General features: G+C 57.7%; 13 protein-coding genes. 9 read left to right on the forward strand and 4 right to left on the reverse strand.

Translation table 11 applies throughout. From position 1 onward, the window contains the following. The first annotated feature begins 116 nt into the window (after positions 1 to 116). The 5 genes from greB to feoC all read left to right on the forward strand — a co-directional run bounded on the left by greB (position 117) and on the right by feoC (position 6,124). Positions 117 to 590: a transcription elongation factor GreB gene (gene greB, locus ACF8PE_RS04080; protein ID WP_032614824.1), complete on the forward strand. Its 474-nt coding sequence runs from the start codon at positions 117 to 119 to the stop codon at positions 588 to 590. A 101-nt stretch (positions 591 to 691) separates the two neighbouring features. Continuing rightward, positions 692 to 3,016 (forward strand): Tex family protein, encoded by a 2,325-nt coding sequence (locus tag ACF8PE_RS04085; protein WP_059307046.1) that lies wholly within the window; start codon positions 692 to 694, stop codon positions 3,014 to 3,016. A gap of 286 nt (positions 3,017 to 3,302) precedes the next feature. After that, positions 3,303 to 3,530, forward strand: coding sequence for a ferrous iron transporter A (gene feoA, locus ACF8PE_RS04090; RefSeq protein ID WP_032614828.1), 228 nt, complete (start codon positions 3,303 to 3,305; stop codon positions 3,528 to 3,530). Positions 3,531 to 3,560: 30 nt separating this feature from the next. Beyond that, positions 3,561 to 5,879, forward strand: coding sequence for a Fe(2+) transporter permease subunit FeoB (feoB, locus tag ACF8PE_RS04095; protein WP_103793253.1), 2,319 nt, complete (start codon positions 3,561 to 3,563; stop codon positions 5,877 to 5,879). Positions 5,880 to 5,887: 8 nt separating this feature from the next. Beyond that, positions 5,888 to 6,124 carry a [Fe-S]-dependent transcriptional repressor FeoC gene (feoC, locus tag ACF8PE_RS04100; RefSeq protein WP_059307044.1) on the forward strand — a complete coding sequence of 79 codons (237 nt, stop codon included), beginning with the start codon at positions 5,888 to 5,890 and terminating at the stop codon, positions 6,122 to 6,124. Positions 6,125 to 6,164: 40 nt separating this feature from the next. Here feoC and ACF8PE_RS04105 read toward each other — a convergent pair whose 3' ends face one another. Next, entirely contained in the window at positions 6,165 to 6,434 is a 270-nt protein-coding gene (locus ACF8PE_RS04105) for a YdgH/BhsA/McbA-like domain containing protein (protein WP_032614834.1), read from the reverse strand. 112 nt (positions 6,435 to 6,546) lie between these two features. Next, positions 6,547 to 7,320: a pimeloyl-ACP methyl ester esterase BioH gene (gene bioH, locus ACF8PE_RS04110; RefSeq protein WP_032614836.1), complete on the reverse strand. Its 774-nt coding sequence runs from the start codon at positions 7,318 to 7,320 to the stop codon at positions 6,547 to 6,549. 36 nt (positions 7,321 to 7,356) lie between these two features. Between bioH and gntX the strand changes: the two genes are divergently transcribed. From gntX to gntT, 3 genes are all read left to right on the forward strand, one after another. Next, positions 7,357 to 8,040 (forward strand): DNA utilization protein GntX, encoded by a 684-nt coding sequence (gene gntX / locus ACF8PE_RS04115; protein ID WP_163604121.1) that lies wholly within the window; start codon positions 7,357 to 7,359, stop codon positions 8,038 to 8,040. Between the two features lie 58 nt (positions 8,041 to 8,098). After that, a complete protein-coding gene (gene nfuA, locus ACF8PE_RS04120) occupies positions 8,099 to 8,674 on the forward strand; it encodes a Fe-S biogenesis protein NfuA (RefSeq protein WP_032614840.1) in 576 nt (191 codons plus the stop codon). Between the two features lie 300 nt (positions 8,675 to 8,974). Then, positions 8,975 to 10,291, forward strand: coding sequence for a gluconate transporter (gene gntT / locus ACF8PE_RS04125; RefSeq protein ID WP_151586642.1), 1,317 nt, complete (start codon positions 8,975 to 8,977; stop codon positions 10,289 to 10,291). Positions 10,292 to 10,361: 70 nt separating this feature from the next. On the opposite strand, the gene malQ is transcribed toward gntT, so the two are convergent. Together malQ and malP are read right to left on the reverse strand one after the other, a co-directional pair. Next, positions 10,362 to 12,446, reverse strand: coding sequence for a 4-alpha-glucanotransferase (malQ, locus tag ACF8PE_RS04130; protein ID WP_144839948.1), 2,085 nt, complete (start codon positions 12,444 to 12,446; stop codon positions 10,362 to 10,364). Positions 12,447 to 12,455: 9 nt separating this feature from the next. Beyond that, positions 12,456 to 14,849 carry a maltodextrin phosphorylase gene (gene malP / locus ACF8PE_RS04135; protein WP_392494621.1) on the reverse strand — a complete coding sequence of 798 codons (2,394 nt, stop codon included), beginning with the start codon at positions 14,847 to 14,849 and terminating at the stop codon, positions 12,456 to 12,458. A gap of 580 nt (positions 14,850 to 15,429) precedes the next feature. On the opposite strand from malP, the gene malT reads away from it, so the two are divergent. Further along, positions 15,430 to 18,135, forward strand: coding sequence for an HTH-type transcriptional regulator MalT (gene malT / locus ACF8PE_RS04140; RefSeq protein ID WP_032614857.1), 2,706 nt, complete (start codon positions 15,430 to 15,432; stop codon positions 18,133 to 18,135). Positions 18,136 to 18,315: the final 180 nt, after the last annotated feature.

Here is an 18,315-nt window from a genome sequence, read left to right on the forward strand (position 1 = left end):
ATTTTACAGCAGCTTATCTGCACAATCCGTCACAGAACGCATTATTAATCTTGTCTGATAAGCTAAGTGATACGTAATGTGCGCAAGGTATGCAACCTAAGTCGTAAGGCCAGAGAATGAAAACGCCCCTGATCACCCGCGAAGGGTACGAAAATCTGAAGAAAGAGATGGACACGCTGTGGCGGGAAGAGCGCCCGGAGGTGACGAAAAAAGTGACCTGGGCTGCGAGCCTGGGTGACCGGAGTGAAAACGCCGACTACCAGTACAACAAAAAACGGCTGCGCGAAATCGACCGCCGGGTGCGGTATCTGACCAAATGCCTTGAGAACCTGAAAATCGTCGATTACTCCCCGCAGCAGGAGGGCAAAGTCTTCTTCGGCGCGTGGGTGGAGATCGAAAACGACGATGGCGATCTCAAGCGCTTTCGTATCGTCGGCTACGATGAAATTTTTGGTCGTAAGGATTACATCTCCATCGACTCGCCAATGGCGCGGGCGCTGCTGAAAAAAGAGGTCGGCGATCTGGCCATCGTGCATACCCCAGCCGGGGAAGCGACCTGGTATGTGAATGCCATCGACTATGTGAAATAACCCGCAAGAACAATCCGAGAGCCTGGCGCGGCGGCTGGCATTTTGCCGCCTCAATCCGTATAACTATCCCCTGATTTTTCGACCCACAAGATGAAATAGCCATGATGAAAGATTCGCTCTGCCGCATTATTGCGGGTGAACTTCAGGCAAGGGCTGAACAGGTAGAAGCTGCCGTTCGCCTGCTTGATGAAGGGAACACCGTGCCGTTTATCGCACGTTATCGTAAGGAAGTGACTGGCGGTCTGGATGATACGCAGCTGCGTAACCTGGAAACCCGCCTTGGCTATCTGCGTGAACTGGAAGACAGGCGTCAGGCGATCCTGAAATCCATCAGTGAACAGGGGAAGCTGACCGACGATCTGGCAAAAGCCATCAACGGCACCCTGAATAAAACCGAGCTCGAAGACCTCTACCTGCCGTACAAACAAAAACGCCGCACCCGCGGACAGATCGCCATTGAAGCTGGCCTGGCGCCGCTGGCGGATCTGCTGTGGACGACGCCGTCCCACGACCCGGAAACCGAAGCCGCGAAATTTATCGATGCCGATAAAGGCGTGGCCGACACGAAAGCCGCCCTCGATGGCGCACGCTACATTCTGATGGAGCGCTTTGCCGAAGACGCCGCGCTGCTGGCAAAAGTCCGTGATTATCTGTGGAAGAACGCCCATATCGTCTCCACTGTGGTGGCGGGTAAAGAGGAAGAAGGGGCGAAATTCCGCGATTACTTCGATCATCATGAGCCGATCTCAACCACCCCTTCTCACCGCGCACTGGCAATGTTCCGTGGCCGCAATGAAGGTGTGTTGCAGCTTTCCCTGAATGCCGACCCGCAGTTCGACGAGCCGCCGAAAGAGAGCCACGGCGAGCAGATCATTATCGATCATCTCGGCCTGCGCCTGAACAATGCCCCGGCAGACAGCTGGCGCAAAGGGGTCGTGAGCTGGACGTGGCGTATCAAGGTGCTGATGCATCTTGAAACCGAACTGATGGGCACCGTGCGCGAGCGCGCCGAAGATGAAGCGATCAACGTCTTTGCCCGTAACCTGCACGATCTGCTGATGGCCGCTCCGGCGGGCCTGCGCGCCACAATGGGTCTCGATCCGGGCCTGCGTACCGGCGTGAAAGTGGCCGTGGTGGATGGCACCGGCAAGCTGGTTGCGACCGACACCATTTATCCGCATACCGGTCAGGCGGCAAAAGCCGCGGTGGCGGTGGCGGCACTCTGCGAGAAGCACAACGTCGAGCTGGTGGCGATCGGCAACGGCACCGCTTCACGTGAAACCGAGCGTTTCTTCCTCGACCTGCAAAAGCAGTTCCCGAAAGTGACGGCGCAAAAAGTGATTGTCAGCGAAGCGGGCGCGTCGGTGTACTCCGCGTCCGAGCTGGCCGCGCAGGAGTTCCCGGATCTGGACGTTTCCCTGCGCGGGGCGGTCTCTATCGCCCGCCGTCTGCAGGATCCGCTGGCCGAGCTGGTGAAGATCGATCCGAAATCCATTGGCGTGGGCCAGTACCAGCATGACGTCAGCCAGACGCAGCTGGCGCGCAAGCTGGATGCGGTGGTGGAAGACTGCGTAAACGCCGTCGGCGTTGACCTGAACACCGCTTCCGTCGCCCTGCTGACTCGCGTGGCGGGCTTAACCCGAATGATGGCGCAGAATATCGTCGCCTGGCGCGATGAAAACGGCCAGTTCCAGAATCGCCAGCAGCTGCTGAAGGTGAGCCGTCTCGGGCCGAAAGCGTTCGAACAGTGCGCAGGCTTCCTGCGTATCAACCACGGCGACAACCCGCTGGATGCCTCTACCGTTCACCCGGAGGCTTATCCAGTTGTCGAGCGTATTCTGGCTGCGACTCAGCAGGCATTGAAGACGCTGATGGGCAACAGCAGCGAACTGCGTAACCTGAAAGCGGTTGATTTCACCGACGAACAGTTTGGTGTGCCCACGGTAACCGACATCATCAAAGAGCTGGAGAAACCAGGCCGCGACCCGCGTCCAGAGTTTAAAACCGCGACCTTTGCCGATGGCGTTGAAACCATGAACGACCTGTTGCCGGGCATGGTACTGGAAGGCGCAGTCACCAACGTCACTAACTTTGGTGCCTTTGTCGATATCGGCGTGCATCAGGATGGTCTGGTCCATATCTCCTCCCTGGCCGACAAGTTCGTGGAAGACCCACATACCGTGGTGAAAGCCGGTGATATCGTGAAGGTGAAAGTGCTGGAAGTGGATCTGCAGCGCAAGCGTATCGCCCTGACCATGCGTCTGGACGAGCAGCCTGGCGAGACCAACGCCCGTCGCGGCGGCGGTAACAGCGATGCGCGTCAGCAGCAGCGTCCTGCGGCAAAACCACGCGGGCGTGAAGCACAGCCATCCGGTAACAGTGCGATGATGGATGCGCTGGCGGCAGCGATGGGTAAAAAACGCTAAGTACCCTTTCCCTCACCCTGACCCTCTCCTTTTGAAAGAGGGCCGGGGTGAGGGAAAATTCCTCTCGATCGTTAATAACTACTATTAGCAGCAAATATAAAACCATTCATCATCAGTTTATTAACAAATACCCGTTTCACTTCTTCCGTAAATATTGAGCAAGGTCAATCAGCCCGCAAATTAATAGCCCTGGCTACATTCCGTCACATATTTCATATTGAAGACAGAAACCATTCTCATTACCATTGTGCCTGTTGATTATTTAACCGTTCGTTAAGCAGGCACTATGCAATTCACTCCAGCCAGCGCGTGGAAAATTACCGGCTTCACCCGCGAAATAAGCCCGGCCTATCGGCAAAAACTGCTCTCTTTAGGAATGCTCCCCGGTTCCTCTTTCCAGGTGGTGCGCGTTGCGCCTCTGGGCGATCCGGTGCATATCGAAACCCGACGTGTGAATCTGGTTCTGCGTAAGAAAGATCTCGCCTTAATAGAAATAGAAGCCCTGTCTCAATAACACGCCAGCTCCCGCAGCGAGTCGAATAGAATGAAAAAATTAACCATTGGCTTAATTGGTAATCCGAATTCCGGCAAGACCACGTTATTTAATCAGCTTACCGGCGCGCGTCAGCGAGTGGGTAACTGGGCGGGTGTCACGGTCGAACGTAAAGAAGGCCAGTTTGCGACAACTGATAATCAGGTCACCCTCGTCGATCTGCCCGGCACCTACTCATTAACCACCATTTCCTCCCAGACTTCGCTGGATGAGCAGATCGCCTGCCACTACATTCTGAGCGGCGACGCCGACCTGCTGATCAACGTAGTGGATGCCTCCAACCTTGAGCGAAACCTCTATCTGACGTTACAGCTGCTGGAGCTGGGTATCCCCTGCGTGGTGGCGCTGAACATGCTCGATATTGCGGAAAAGCAACAGATCCGTATCGACGTCGATGCCCTCTCCGCCCGCCTGGGCTGCCCGGTGGTGCCGCTGGTCTCCACCCGCGCGCGCGGGATTGATGCTCTCAAGCTGGCGATTGACCGCCACAGCCGCAATACCGACGTGGAGCTGGTGCACTACGCCCAGCCGCTGTTACGAGAAGCCGGGATCCTTGCTCAGGAGATGGCGCACAGCATGCCGTTCAAACAGCGTCACTGGCTCGGCCTGCAGATGCTGGAAGGCGATATCTACAGCCGCGCCTATGCCGGTAATGCCGCGCAGTATCTGGATGCCTCCCTTGCGCGGTTGAACGATGAACTCGACGACCCGGCCCTGCACATTGCCGATGCCCGCTATCAGAGCATCGCCGCCATTTGCGACGTAGCCAGCAACGCCCTCACCGCCGAGCCAAGCCGCTTTACCCGGGCGATGGACTCCGTGATCCTCAACCGTTTTCTCGGCCTGCCGGTGTTCCTGCTGGTGATGTACGTGATGTTCCTGCTCGCTATCAACATCGGCGGTGCACTGCAGCCGCTGTTTGATGTCGGATCCGTGGCAATCTTTATTCACGGCATTCAGTGGCTGGGCTACACCCTGCACCTGCCGGATTGGTTGACCATTTTCCTGGCCCAGGGGCTGGGCGGCGGGATCAACACCGTGCTGCCGCTGGTGCCACAAATCGGCATGATGTACCTGTTCCTCTCGTTCCTTGAGGACTCCGGCTACATGGCCCGCGCGGCTTTCGTCATGGATCGTCTGATGCAGGCCCTCGGTCTGCCGGGTAAATCGTTCGTGCCGCTGATTGTCGGCTTCGGCTGCAACGTGCCGTCAGTCATGGGTGCCCGCACCCTTGATGCGCCACGCGAACGTCTGATGACCATCATGATGGCGCCGTTTATGTCCTGCGGCGCCCGGCTGGCGATCTTCGCAGTGTTTGCCGCGGCCTTCTTCGGCCAGGAGGGGGCGCTGGCGGTCTTCTCGCTGTATGTGCTGGGCATCGTGATGGCGATCCTCACCGGCCTGATGCTCAAACACACCATCATGCGCGGTGAAGCCACGCCGTTCGTCATGGAGCTGCCGGTCTACCACGTTCCACACCTGAAGAGCCTGCTGATCCAGACCTGGCAGCGGCTGAAAGGCTTTGTCCTGCGGGCAGGTAAAGTGATTGTGGTGGTCAGTATCTTCCTCAGCGCGCTGAACAGCTTTACGCTCAGCGGCCAGGCGGCGGATAACATTAATGACTCAGCGCTGGCCTCCGTCAGCCGGGTGATCACGCCGCTGTTCAAGCCGATTGGCGTCCATGAAGACAACTGGCAGGCCACCGTCGGGCTGTTTACCGGCGCGATGGCGAAGGAGGTGGTGGTCGGCACGCTGAACACCCTCTACACCGCAGAAAATATTCAGGAAGAGGAGTTTAACCCGGCAGATTTCCATCTCGGGGACGAATTGTTCAGCGCAGTGGATGACACCTGGCAGAGCCTGAAAGACACGTTCAGCCTGAGCGTCCTGGCGAACCCGATTGAAGCCAGCAAAGGCGACGGGGAGATGGGAACCGGTGCCATGGGCGTGATGAGCGAGAAGTTTGGCAGCGCCTCGGCGGCCTACAGCTACCTGATCTTCGTCCTGCTCTACATTCCGTGCATCTCGGTGATGGGGGCCATTGCCCGCGAGTCGAGCCGCGGCTGGATGGGATTCTCGGTTCTGTGGGGGCTAAATATCGCTTACTCGCTGGCAACGGTGTACTACCAGACGGTCAATTTTAGCCAGCATCCCCACTACAGCCTGATCTGTATCCTGGCGGTAGTGCTGTTTAACGTGGTGGTGATGGGCCTGTTGCGCCGGGCGCGCAGTCGCGTGGACGTCAACCTGCTGGCGAAAGGCAGAACCGCAGCGGCCTGCTGCGACAGCCCGGCCCGCGACTGTCATTAGGAGGCGGCATGGCATCGTTAATTGAAGTCCGTGATTTACTGGCGTTGCAGGGAAGAATGGACGCTACCCAGCTTAGCCAAATTCTGCGCACGCCGCAGGCAATGATCGAGGCCATGCTTGAACGTCTGGAAGCGATGGGGAAAGCGAAGCGTATCCAGGAGGATGCCGACGGCTGCTTATCCGGCAGCTGTAAAAGCTGCCCTGAAGGAAAAGCCTGCCTCAGGGAGTGGTGGGCGCTGCGTTAATCGTCAGTAAAGCCGGGCAAATCTGCCCGGCTTTATCTCATTATTTGAAGACTTCTGCGGTCGCGCGGATATCTTTCTGATCTTTGTTAGCGCTGGTGACGACATAGTACTTGCCGCCCATCTCATCTGCTTTCTTGGAAAGCTCTTTTCTCGCATCCATCGGCGCGGTGGTATCAGAGGTAGAGATATCGCCAACTTTCGTCAAATTCATCTCTTTCACTTTATCTTTCTGGATTTCTTCTGCCGCCATCACGCCAAAAGAGAGTGATCCAATAACCAGAGAAGCAACAATACCTGTAACAAGTTTCATAGTCATGACTCCCAAAGAGGATTGTAGTTTTGATTATCGAAGGCGGGATAACCGCAACGATAAATTAAGTATTGTTGCGGTATGTCACTTTTTCCAGCGGGAATAAAAATAATCAGACTAAACGCTGACTTAAGGTCGTTATCGCTGCGCAAAACTCATTAGGGTGAGAGATAAAGGGCGCATGGGCTGCTTTGGCAACGATCAAGGCTTCGCTCTGCGGCCATTGCTCATCCAGCAACGGCACGATCTTGCGCGGTACCAGCCCGTCGAGATAACCATAGATACGCAGATGCGGCAGCGTCAGGGACGCCAGCGGCTCCCGCAGATCGGCCGTTTTGAGGATCTCCAGCCCGCCATTCAGCACCTCAACCTCCGGCATCGGTAATGACAGCACCGTGGTCTTCAGCGTCCGGGCGTCCTGGCGTGCGGTTTCCGTTCCCATGGTCTGCAGGGCGAGGAAACGCTCCACCGTGCGCTGGAAATCGTTGCTTAACTGCTGCTGGAAACCGGCCAGCACCTCGGATTTGATCCCCGGCCACTCCGCCTGGGCGCTGAAACAGGGGGAGGACGCAACGGTGACCAGCGCCTGCACGCGCTCAGGGTGCGTCAGGGCGATCTGGCTTGCCACCAGCCCGCCCAGGCTCCAGCCCAGCCAGATCGCCTTATCAGGTGCCTGAGCCAGCACCTGCTCCGCCATATCGGCCAGCGGCATCGCGCCAAAATCACGGCTGCGGCCAAAGCCCGGCAGATCCACCAGGTGCAGCGTAAATTGCGAGGCCAGTTCCTCGCTGATGCAACGCCATACTTCCGCGTTCAGCCCCCATCCGTGCAGCAGCACAAGATGGCAATTTCCTGTCCCAACGGTCTGCCACCAAAGGTTATTCATCGATTACTGTTCTCTTTTTTCACAAGGAGGTTATCTATGCTAACAGTGCCCGGCTTGTGCTGGCTATGCCGGATGCCGCTTGCGCTCAGCCACTGGGGGATCTGTTCCGTATGCGAAAAGGGGATTGCGCGGCGTGCAATAGGTTGCCCACAGTGTGGCTTACCTGCCATCCACCCTCACCTGCCCTGCGGGCGCTGCCTGCGTAAACCACCGCCCTGGCAGGCGCTGGTGGCGGTGTGCGGCTATACGCCGCCCTTGAGTCAGCTGGTACATCAACTCAAGTTTTCGGGTCGCAGCCAGCTGGCAAAACCGCTGGCGAGGCTGCTACTGCTGGCGCTGCTGCATGCCCGGCGCAGCCGTGGGTTACCGGCCGTGGATATGCTGGTCTGCGTGCCACTGTGGTCCCGGCGGCAATGGCGGCGCGGGTTTAACCAGAGCGATTTGCTCTGTCGTCCCCTGGCCCACTGGCTAAACTGCCGCTATGCGCCCGAGGCCCTTCGCCGGATCCGCGCCACCCCGGCGCAGCATCAGCTCAGCGCCAGAATGCGTAAACGTAACCTGGACCACGCTTTTGCGCTTGAATTACCGGTCACAGGACGCCATATCGCTGTGGTGGATGATGTCGTGACAACAGGCGCTACCGTCGCAGAACTCTCCCGCCTGCTTTTGCGAAGCGGCGCGGCGTCGGTTCAGGTATGGTGTCTGTGTCGAACCTTGTAGCGCCCTCAGGTTGGGCGTATTATAACCAGGTATTTTAGTCAACTATTAGGCCAATGCTATGATCCGTATTTCCGATGCTGCACAAGCGCACTTTGCCAAACTGCTGGCAAATCAGGAAGAAGGGACCCAGATCCGTGTATTCGTGATCAACCCGGGCACCCCGAATGCAGAATGCGGCGTCTCTTATTGCCCACCGGATGCTGTGGAAGCAACTGACACCGCCCTGAAATTTGAGCAACTCACCGCCTATGTCGATGAGCTGAGCGCCCCGTATCTGGAAGATGCGGAAATTGATTTTGTTACCGACCAGCTGGGTTCACAGTTAACCCTGAAAGCGCCAAACGCCAAAATGCGCAAAGTCACCGACGATGCCCCGCTGATGGAGCGCGTTGAGTACCTGCTGCAGTCCCAGATCAACCCGCAGCTGGCGGGCCACGGTGGTCGCGTCTCCCTGATGGAGATCACCGAAGACGGTCTGGCTATTCTGCAGTTCGGCGGCGGCTGTAACGGCTGTTCCATGGTAGACGTTACCCTGAAAGAAGGGATCGAGAAGCAGCTGCTGAACGAGTTCCCGGAGCTGAAAGGCGTACGCGATCTCACCGAACACCAGCGCGGCGAACACTCCTACTACTGATTGCCCGTCTGTTTGCCCGGTGGCGCTACGCTTACCGGGCCTCTCCCCCGCTTTCCCCTCTCATAACATGACCTGCGTCTCATAATTCACATTTTGACCGCTGGGGTGATTCTCAACCCGCACATGTTACCCGTATCATTCCCGTGGGCACTTAAGCACCTTTACGTCGACCGACTACGCTTAATGATTTAGAAGGCGGCCTGTCTTAGTGCCATCAGTACGCTGTTCCCAGTTGGGGCAACATGAATATGTCGTTGAAACAATGACGTTACCCATAACAATTTTAAAGGCCAGAAAATCATGCCATTAGTCATCGTCGCTATCGGTGTCGTTCTGTTACTCCTCCTGATGATCCGTTTCAAAATGAACGGTTTTATCGCCCTTGTGCTGGTGGCCCTTGCCGTCGGCCTGATGCAAGGTATGCCGCTGGTAAAAGTAATCAGCTCCATTAAAGCGGGTGTGGGCGGTACGCTCGGTAGCCTCGCGCTGATCATGGGCTTCGGGGCCATGCTGGGCAAAATGCTGGCCGACTGCGGTGGCGCACAGCGCATCGCAACCACGCTGATTGCCAAATTTGGTAAGCAGCACATCCAGTGGGCGGTCGTTTTAACCGGCTTTACCGTAGGTTTTGCGCTGTTCTACGAAGTGGGCTTTGTGCTGATGCTGCCGCTGGTCTTCACCATCGCTGCCTCTGCCAGCATCCCGCTGCTGTATGTGGGCGTGCCAATGGCCGCTGCGCTGTCCGTGACGCACGGCTTCCTGCCGCCGCACCCTGGCCCGACCGCTATCGCCACCATCTTCCATGCTGATATGGGTAAAACCCTGCTGTTTGGTACTATTCTGGCGATCCCAACCGTTATTCTGGCCGGTCCGGTCTTTGCACGTTGCCTGAAAGGTATCGACAAGCCAATCCCGGAAGGTCTGTACAGCGCAAAAACCTTCACCGAAGTAGAAATGCCAAGCTTTGCCGTCAGCGTCTGGACCTCTCTGGTGCCGGTGGTGCTGATGGCCCTGCGTGCCGTCTGTGAAATGGTTCTGCCGAAAGGCCATCCGGTGCTCGGCGTGGCTGAGTTCCTCGGCGATCCGGTCATGGCGACGCTGATTGCGGTCCTGATTGCGCTGTTCACCTTCGGTCTGAACCGTGGCCGTTCCATGGATCAGATTAACGATACCCTGACCTCCTCGATCAAAATCATTGCCATGATGCTGCTGATCATCGGTGGTGGCGGTGCGTTCAAACAGGTTCTGGTTGATAGCGGCGTGGACAAGTACATCGCCTCCATGATGCATGACACCAACATCTCTCCAATCCTGATGGCGTGGTCTATCGCGGCAGTGCTGCGTATCGCCCTGGGTTCCGCGACCGTTGCGGCTATCACCGCAGGCGGCATCGTTGCTCCACTGATTGCCACCACAGGCGTCAGCCCTGAGCTGATGGTTATTGCGGTCGGTTCCGGTAGCGTGATCTTCTCTCACGTAAACGACCCGGGCTTCTGGCTGTTCAAGGAGTACTTCAACCTGACTATCGGTGAGACCATCAAATCCTGGTCGATGCTGGAAACCATCATCTCCGTCTGCGGGCTGATTGGGTGTCTGCTGTTGGGTATGGTTGTTTGATATAGCAATTAACGGGTGGCAGCTACGCTTACCCGGCAATAAAAAACCCGCCATCCGGCGGGTTTTTTTATTACTTCCTGGCTGCCGCTTTTCGCCGCTTATCCAGGTCTTTAATCAGCTTATTCACCCCGTCATCGGCAAACATCGCCTCCAGGGAGGTAGACAGCTTGCGACGCCAGTTTTTGTACTGATAGCTGGTGCCAGGGATGTTAACCGGCTCCGGCATATCCAGCCAGTCTTCCGGCTGCAACCCCAACAGCGCGCTGTTGCTGTCGGCAATGTAACGTTGCAGACCGCGGTTCAGCGTTGGGGTCATCGACATCAACGACGCCTTGTGCCCGGTGCGTTTCGGCAGGCAACCGTGCTCGTGCAACGCATCCAGCAGCCCCTGCTTCGACAGCTCACGATCCTGATACAGCCCGCGCAGCATTACCTCGTCAGGGTATAGCCCCAGCGTCTTACCAAGGGTAAGGTCCCCGCTGTCCCACCAGCCACGAAGCGTAGGAAGGTCATGCGTCGTCGCGACTGCCATTGATTGTTCTGGATACGCCTCCGGCGCGCGGAAGTTCTTCTCAAGGTCGTTTTCAAAATAGAGCACTTTGTAAGAGTAAACGCCGCTGTCACGCAGCTTGCTGACGATTTCAACCGGAACGGTGCCGAGATCTTCCCCGATCACCATGCAGTTATGACGCTTACTTTCCAGCGCAAGGATGGAGAGTAAATCGTCTACCGGATAATGGACGTAGGCCCCGTGGTCGGCGGTCTCACCGTAGGGGATCCACCACAGGCGCAGGACCGACATCACGTGGTCGATACGCAGCGCGCCGCAGTTCTGCATGTTGGCGCGCAGCAGCTCGATAAACGGCTCATAGGCGCGGGCAGCGATCACGTGCGGGTCCATCGGCGGCAGACCCCAGTTCTGACCCAGCGGGCCAAGAATATCCGGTGGCGCGCCGACGGAGGCTTTCAGGCAGTAAAGCTCGCGATCGCACCAGGTCTCTGCCCCGCCCTCGGCGACACCCACCGCCAGATCACGGTACAGGCCAATCGGCATGTCGTAGCCCTGACTCTCCTGCCAGCAGGCGGCAAACTGACTGTAAGCCAGCCACTGCAGCCAGAGGTAGAAGTCGACCTCGTCGGTATGCTTTTCGCAAAACGCTTTCACCGCCGGGGAATCAACGGACTGGTACTGCTCGGGCCATACCGGCCAGCCCCAGCGCATTTCGTCCTCTTTCACCTGATATGCGTGCAGCGCATCAAAGGCCGCCTGCCAGTAAAGGCTCTCCCCTTCCCGGGCAACAAACTCCCGGAAGGCCGCCATCTGTTCGTCGTCACGCTTTGCAAAGTCTTTCCACGCCATGCGCAGCGCAGCCATTTTCAGCGCGGTGACGGAAGCATAATCGACCCACTCGGCATCCCGGGCGCGTTGCAGCGTCTGCCGGGTAGTGTCCATCTTCCACCAGGCTTGCGCCTCGGCACTGTTACGGAAATCCTCAACGGCGTTTACGTCGATATAAATCACGTTCAGCCAGCGACGGGATGACGGGCTGTACGGGCTGGCGCTCTCCGGGTTCGCCGGATAGAGGGCATGGATCGGGTTGAGGCCGATAAAGGCCCCACCGCGCTTGCCGACGTCGGTGAGCATCTTTTTCAGATCGCCGAAGTCGCCAATGCCCCAGTTCGCCTCAGAGCGCAGCGTATAGAGCTGCACGCAGGCACCCCACAGTTTCTTGCCCTCTTTCAGCGCCTGCGGCTCGTAGCAGCGTTTTGGCGCCACAATCACCCGGCAGTGCCAGCGGTGATCGTCCTGTGTCAGCGTCAGGGTGTGATAACCCTCCGGCAGTTTTGCCGGCAGGTTGAGATTTTTGCCGCCCGTCGCGTGGCCTTTATGCTGATGCCCCTCTTCGGTCGTCAGCAGCCAGCTAAAGTCGCCACTGCCTTCAATCATCAGCGGCATTTTTTTGCCCGCGGTATAGACCATCACGTTCGGGACGGCGGTAACCGCCGCTTTCGCGACGGGTTTGGCTTTATGCATAGCATCCAGCAAACGCCTCTTGGTCTCAGCACCAATAGACTGCGGTTTACCATGAGCATTGATATAGCTGGGGCTGATCCCCGCCGCCAGGGCGGCATTATCGAGACGTTTACTTTCCATCGCGCTTCCTTAGCGTTTTGCCTGCCAGATACGGGCCTGGTAGTCGCGGATTGAACGGTCAGAGCTGAACATGCCGCAGCGCGCGGTGTTCAGAATGCACGCCCGGGTCCAGGCTTCCTGATCGCGATACAGCACATCGACCTGTTTCTGCGCTTCGACGTAGCCCGCAAAGTCGGCCATCAGCAGGTACGGATCGCCGCCCTGTTTGCCGATGCTGTGCAGCATCTGGTCGAACGCGTGCTTGTCCCCGTCGCTGTATTTGCCGCTCTCCAGCTCCTTCAGCACCGCATCCAGCAGCTTGTCTTTTTTACGCCATTTCACCGGGTCGTAACCTTTGGCTTTGATGGCTTTAACTTCTTCCACAGTATGGCCGAAGATAAAGATGTTCTCGTCGCCCACCTGCTCGGCAATCTCTACGTTGGCACCGTCCAGCGTCCCTACGGTCAGTGCACCGTTCAGGGCCAGCTTCATGTTGCCGGTACCGGATGCCTCTTTGCCCGCGGTAGAAATCTGCTCGGAAACATCCGCCGCCGGGATCATCAGCTCCGCCGCAGAGACGCAGTAATCCGGCAGGAAGACCACTTTCAGCTTGTCGCCCACTTTCGGATCGTTATTCACCGCGTCGGCCACTTTATTGATAGCGAAGATAATGTTTTTTGCCAGGTAATAACCCGGTGCAGCTTTGGCACCGAACAGGAACACGCGCGGCACACGGTCGGCCTGCGGGTTCTCGCGGATCTCTTTGTAGAGCGCCAGAATATGCAGCAGGTTCAGGTGCTGACGTTTGTACTCGTGCAGGCGTTTAATCTGGATATCAAAAATCGCGTTCGGGTTGATCTCAATCCCGGTACGGGTTTTAACGAAGGCCGCCAGGCGCACTTTATTGTCCTGCTTGATGGTGCGGTACGTCTCGCGGAAGGCCGCATCGTCAGCCTGTTTTTCCAGGTTGATCAGCTGGTCGAGATCGTTCGCCCACTCTTTATCCAGCGTTTTATCCAGCAGCTCAGCAAGCTGAGGGTTGCACTGTTTGATCCAGCGACGCGGCGTAATGCCGTTGGTGACGTTGTGGAACTTGTTCGGCCACAGCTGGTGATATTCCGGGAACAGATCTTTCACGACCAGGTCGGAGTGCAGCGCGGCCACGCCGTTCACCGCAAAACCGCTGACCACGCACAGGTTAGCCATGCGAACCTGCTTGTCGAACACCACAGCCAGCTTCGCCCATACCGCTTTATCGCCCGGCCAGGTTTTATCCACCAGCTTTTTGAAGCGGTTGTTGATCTCGTTGATCAGCTGCATATGGCGCGGCAGCAGGGTTTTAATCAGCTTCTCATCCCAGCACTCCAGCGCCTCTGGCATCAGGGTGTGGTTAGTGTAAGCGAAGGTCTTGCTGGTGATGGCCCAGGCGTCGTCCCAGCTCAGCTGATGCTTGTCGATCAGCACGCGCAGCAGTTCAGGGATGGCGATGGTCGGGTGGGTGTCGTTCAGCTGGATCACTTCGTAATCTGGCAGCTCCGCCAGCTTGCGGCCCGCCAGGTGGTGGCGACGCAGGATGTCGGCTACGGAACAGGCGCACTGGAAATACTGCTGCATCAGGCGCAGCTTTTTGCCCGCCAGATGGTTGTCGTTCGGGTAAAGCACTTTGGTCAGCTTGTCGGCGTCGATGCCCTGCTGCTCAGCGCGCAGGAAATCGCCGTCGTTGAATTTGGTCAGGTTAAACGGGTGAGCGTGCGTCGCCTGCCACAGGCGCAGCGGCTGCGCGACGCCGTTACGGTAGCCCAGCACCGGCAGATCCCAGGCCTGGCCGGTAATGGTAAAGCCCGGCTCCCACTGGCCCGCTTTCGTTACTTTACCGCCAATGCCAACCTGCACGTCCAGCGCTTCGTTGTGGCGGAACCACGGGTAGCTGCCGCGATGCCAGTCGTCCGGGGCTTCCATCTGCTGGCCGCCTGCGAAGGACTGGCGGAACAGGCCGTACTGATAGTTCAGGCCATAGCCGGTGGCCGACTGCCCCACCGTCGCCATTGAGTCAAGGAAACAGGCCGCCAGACGACCCAGACCGCCGTTGCCCAGCGCCGGATCGATCTCTTCTTCCAGCAGGTCGGTCAGGTTGATGTTATGCGTATTCAGGACATCGCTGACCTCCTGATACCAGCCGAGGTTCAGCAGGTTGTTGCCGGTCAGACGGCCAATCAGGAACTCCATGGAAATATAGTTAACGTGGCGCTGGCCTGCCACGGGTTTTACCGCGGGTTGGGCGCTCAGCAGCTCTGCGAGCGCTCCACTGACGGCCTGCCACCACTGGCGGGAGGTCATGTCTTCGGCGGCGTGTAAACCAAAACGCTGCCACTGACGCGTCAGGGCAGCCTGGAATTGAGCTTTGTTGAAAGTCGGCTGTGACATAGAGAATCTGCATCCTGTAGAGAGAAAATAAGGCGTTGGTGCTAGTGTGCCTGGCTCCTTACACCACTTCCTCCTCCTGCCGGGGATTAGACAGGGAGGAGTAACAGGGATGAGCGGGAAAGTGTGATCGCCGCCACTTTATGCCGCGGGAGTGAGGGTATTAAGGGTGAGCTTTTCGGTGAGGGAGTCAAAAAATGAAATGCGGTTTCGCCTGAAATATAGGCACCGGGCAATAATTACTTACCTGAAGTAATAACGTTCAGAATTTACTGCACGCCAGCGCGTTATTTTACGCAAGTTACTCTTTCGGGACTTTATTAACTTTTCATGCCATTTACGATTCTATATTCCTTTTTATGCTTAACCGTCTGAAACACGCCACCCCAGTATCCATGCGCTTTTGAGGCCATCGGAAAAGTTCCTTCCTCCCTGCATATATTTTTGTGACACAGTGCAAATTAAGGGACACAAAACCCGGACATAACTTGCAATAAAAAGGTTTCTGACCGAACTTATAAGGATTAATTACGAAGCGCAAAAAAAATAAAAATCTCGATTTCCACACAGTGAAGTGAAACCTATGTTGATTCCGTCCAAATTAAGTCGCCCGGTTCGTCTTGACCATACTGTGGTCCGCGAACGCTTGCTGGCGAAACTTTCCGGCGCGAACAATTTTCGACTGGCGCTGGTAACGAGTCCTGCAGGCTACGGCAAAACCACGCTCATTTCGCAATGGGCTTCCGGCAAGACCGATCTCGGCTGGTACTCCCTCGATGAGGGCGACAACCAGCAGGAGCGTTTTGCCAGTTATTTGATCGCCGCTATTCAGCAGGCGACCAACGGCCACTGTGTCACCAGCGAAGTGATGGTGCAAAAGCGCCAGTACGCCAGCCTCTCTTCCCTTTTTTCGCAACTGTTTATCGAGCTGGCCGAATGGCATCGTCCGCTCTACCTGGTCATTGATGACTACCATCTGATCACCAATCCGGTTATCCATGAGTCGATGCGCTTTTTCCTGCGCCACCAGCCGGAAAACCTGACCCTGGTGATCCTGTCGCGCAACCTGCCGCAGCTGGGCATTGCCAACCTGCGCGTGCGCGATCAGCTGCTGGAAGTGGGCAGCCAACAACTCTCCTTTACTCATCAGGAAGCGAAGCAGTTCTTTGACTGCCGCCTGAAATCCCCTATCGAGGTGGCTGAGAGCAGCCGCCTGTGCGACGACGTGGCAGGCTGGGCGACCGCCCTGCAACTGATTGCCCTGTCGGCGCGGCATAACAACAGCTCGACGCAGCAATCCGCCCGTCGTCTGTCGGGGATTAATGCCAGCCATCTTTCCGATTATCTGGTGGATGAGGTACTCGACAGCGTCGACCAGTCTACCCGTCAGTTCCTGCTGAAAAGCTCCCTGCTGCGCTCGATGAACGATGCGCTGATCGTGCGCGTCACCGGCGAAGACAACGGCCAGATGCGCCTGGAAGAGATCGAACGCCAGGGGTTGTTCCTGCAACGCATGGACGACTCCGGGGAGTGGTTCAGCTACCACCCGCTGTTTGGCAGCTTCCTGCGCCAGCGCTGTCAGTGGGAGCTGGCAACCGAATTACCGGACATCCACCGCGCCGCCGCCGAGAGCTGGATGGCGCAGGGCTTCCCGAGCGAGGCCATTCACCACGCGCTGGCGGCGGGCGATGCCCATATGCTGCGCGATATTCTGCTCAATCACGCCTGGAGCCTGTTTAACCACAGCGAGCTGGCCCTGCTGGAGGAGTCGCTGCGCGCCCTGCCGTGGGATAGCCTGCTGGAAAACCCGCGTCTGGTGCTGCTGCAGGCCTGGCTGATGCAGAGCCAGCATCGCTACAGCGAAGTGAACACCCTGCTGGCCCGCGCCGAGCAAGAGATGAAAGGCGAGATGGACGCCGCCCTGCACGGCGAATTCAACGCCCTGCGCGCGCAGGTGGCCATTAACGACGGCAACCCGGAAGAGGCCCAGCGCCTGGCCCTGGGCGCGCTGGAAGAGCTGCCCCTGGCGAACTTCTACAGCCGTATCGTCGCCACGTCGGTGCATGGTGAAGTCCTGCACTGTAAGGGCGACCTGACCCGCTCGCTGTCGCTGATGCAGCAGACCGAGCAGATGGCGCGCCGCCATGACGTCTGGCACTACGCCCTGTGGAGCCTGATCCAGCAGAGCGAAATTTTGTTTGCCCAGGGCTTCCTGCAGGCCGCCTGGGAGACCCAGGAGAAAGCCTTCACCCTGATCCGCGATCAGCACCTGGAACAGCTGCCGATGCACGAGTTCCTGCTGCGCATTCGCGCCCAGCTGCTGTGGGCGTGGGCACGTCTGGACGAAGCCGAAACCACCGCCCGCCATGGTGTCGATGTGCTCTCTGCCTATCAGCCGCAGCAGCAGTTGCAGTGTCTGGGCCTGCTGGTGCAGTGCTCGCTGGCCCGCGGCGATCTGGATAACGCCCGCAACCACCTCAACCGTCTGGAGAACCTGCTCGGCAACGGCCAGTATCACAGCGACTGGGTATCCAACGCCGATAAAGTGCGGGTGATTTACTGGCAGATGACGGGCGACAAGAAATCGGCAGCCAACTGGCTGCGCCAGACGCCGAAGCCAGAGTTTGCTAATAACCACTTCCTGCAGAGCCAGTGGCGCAACATTGCCCGCGCGCAGATCCTGTTGGGCGAGTTCGAACCGGCCGAGATGGTGCTGGAAGAGTTGAATGAAAATGCCCGCAGCCTGCGTCTGATGAGCGATCTGAACCGCAACCTGCTGCTGCAAAACCAGCTTTACTGGCAGTCTGGCCGCAAAAATGACGCCCAGCGTGTGTTGCTGGAAGCGCTGCAACTGGCGAACCGCACCGGGTTTATCAGCCACTTTGTGATTGAAGGCGAGACCATGGCGCAGCAGTTGCGCCAGTTGATTCAGCTCAATACCCTGCCGGAGCTGGACCAGCATCGCGCCCAGCGCATCCTGCGTGAGATTAACCAGCATCATCGCCACAAGTTCGCTCATTTCGATGAGACCTTTGTGGAGCGTCTGCTGACCCACCCGGAAGTGCCGGAACTGATCCGCACCAGCCCGCTCACCCAGCGTGAGTGGCAGGTGCTGGGGCTGATCTACTCTGGCTACAGCAACGAGCAGATTGCCGGTGAGCTGGCCGTGGCGGCCACCACCATCAAAACGCATATCCGAAATCTGTATCAGAAGCTGGGCGTCGCCCACCGCCAGGATGCGGTGCTGCATGCGCAGCAGCTGTTGAAGATGATGGGGTATGGGGTTTAAGGCTTTGTGCGGGTGATGCCCTCGCCCTGTCTTACAGAGGGCGCGCAAACACAAAAAACGGCAACCCGGGTTGTAATGTCATTCAGTTAAGCAACTCAGTACTTCTGAATGACTTAAGTGGAAGGGTTCCGTTCACTACAGCACCTCTGCTTTATGCCCCCTCCGCTGCGGTGAACGTGC

This window comes from Leclercia sp. GLN_9 (assembly GCF_043105735.1).
Taxonomy (GTDB): domain Bacteria; phylum Pseudomonadota; class Gammaproteobacteria; order Enterobacterales; family Enterobacteriaceae; genus Enterobacter; species Enterobacter adecarboxylatus.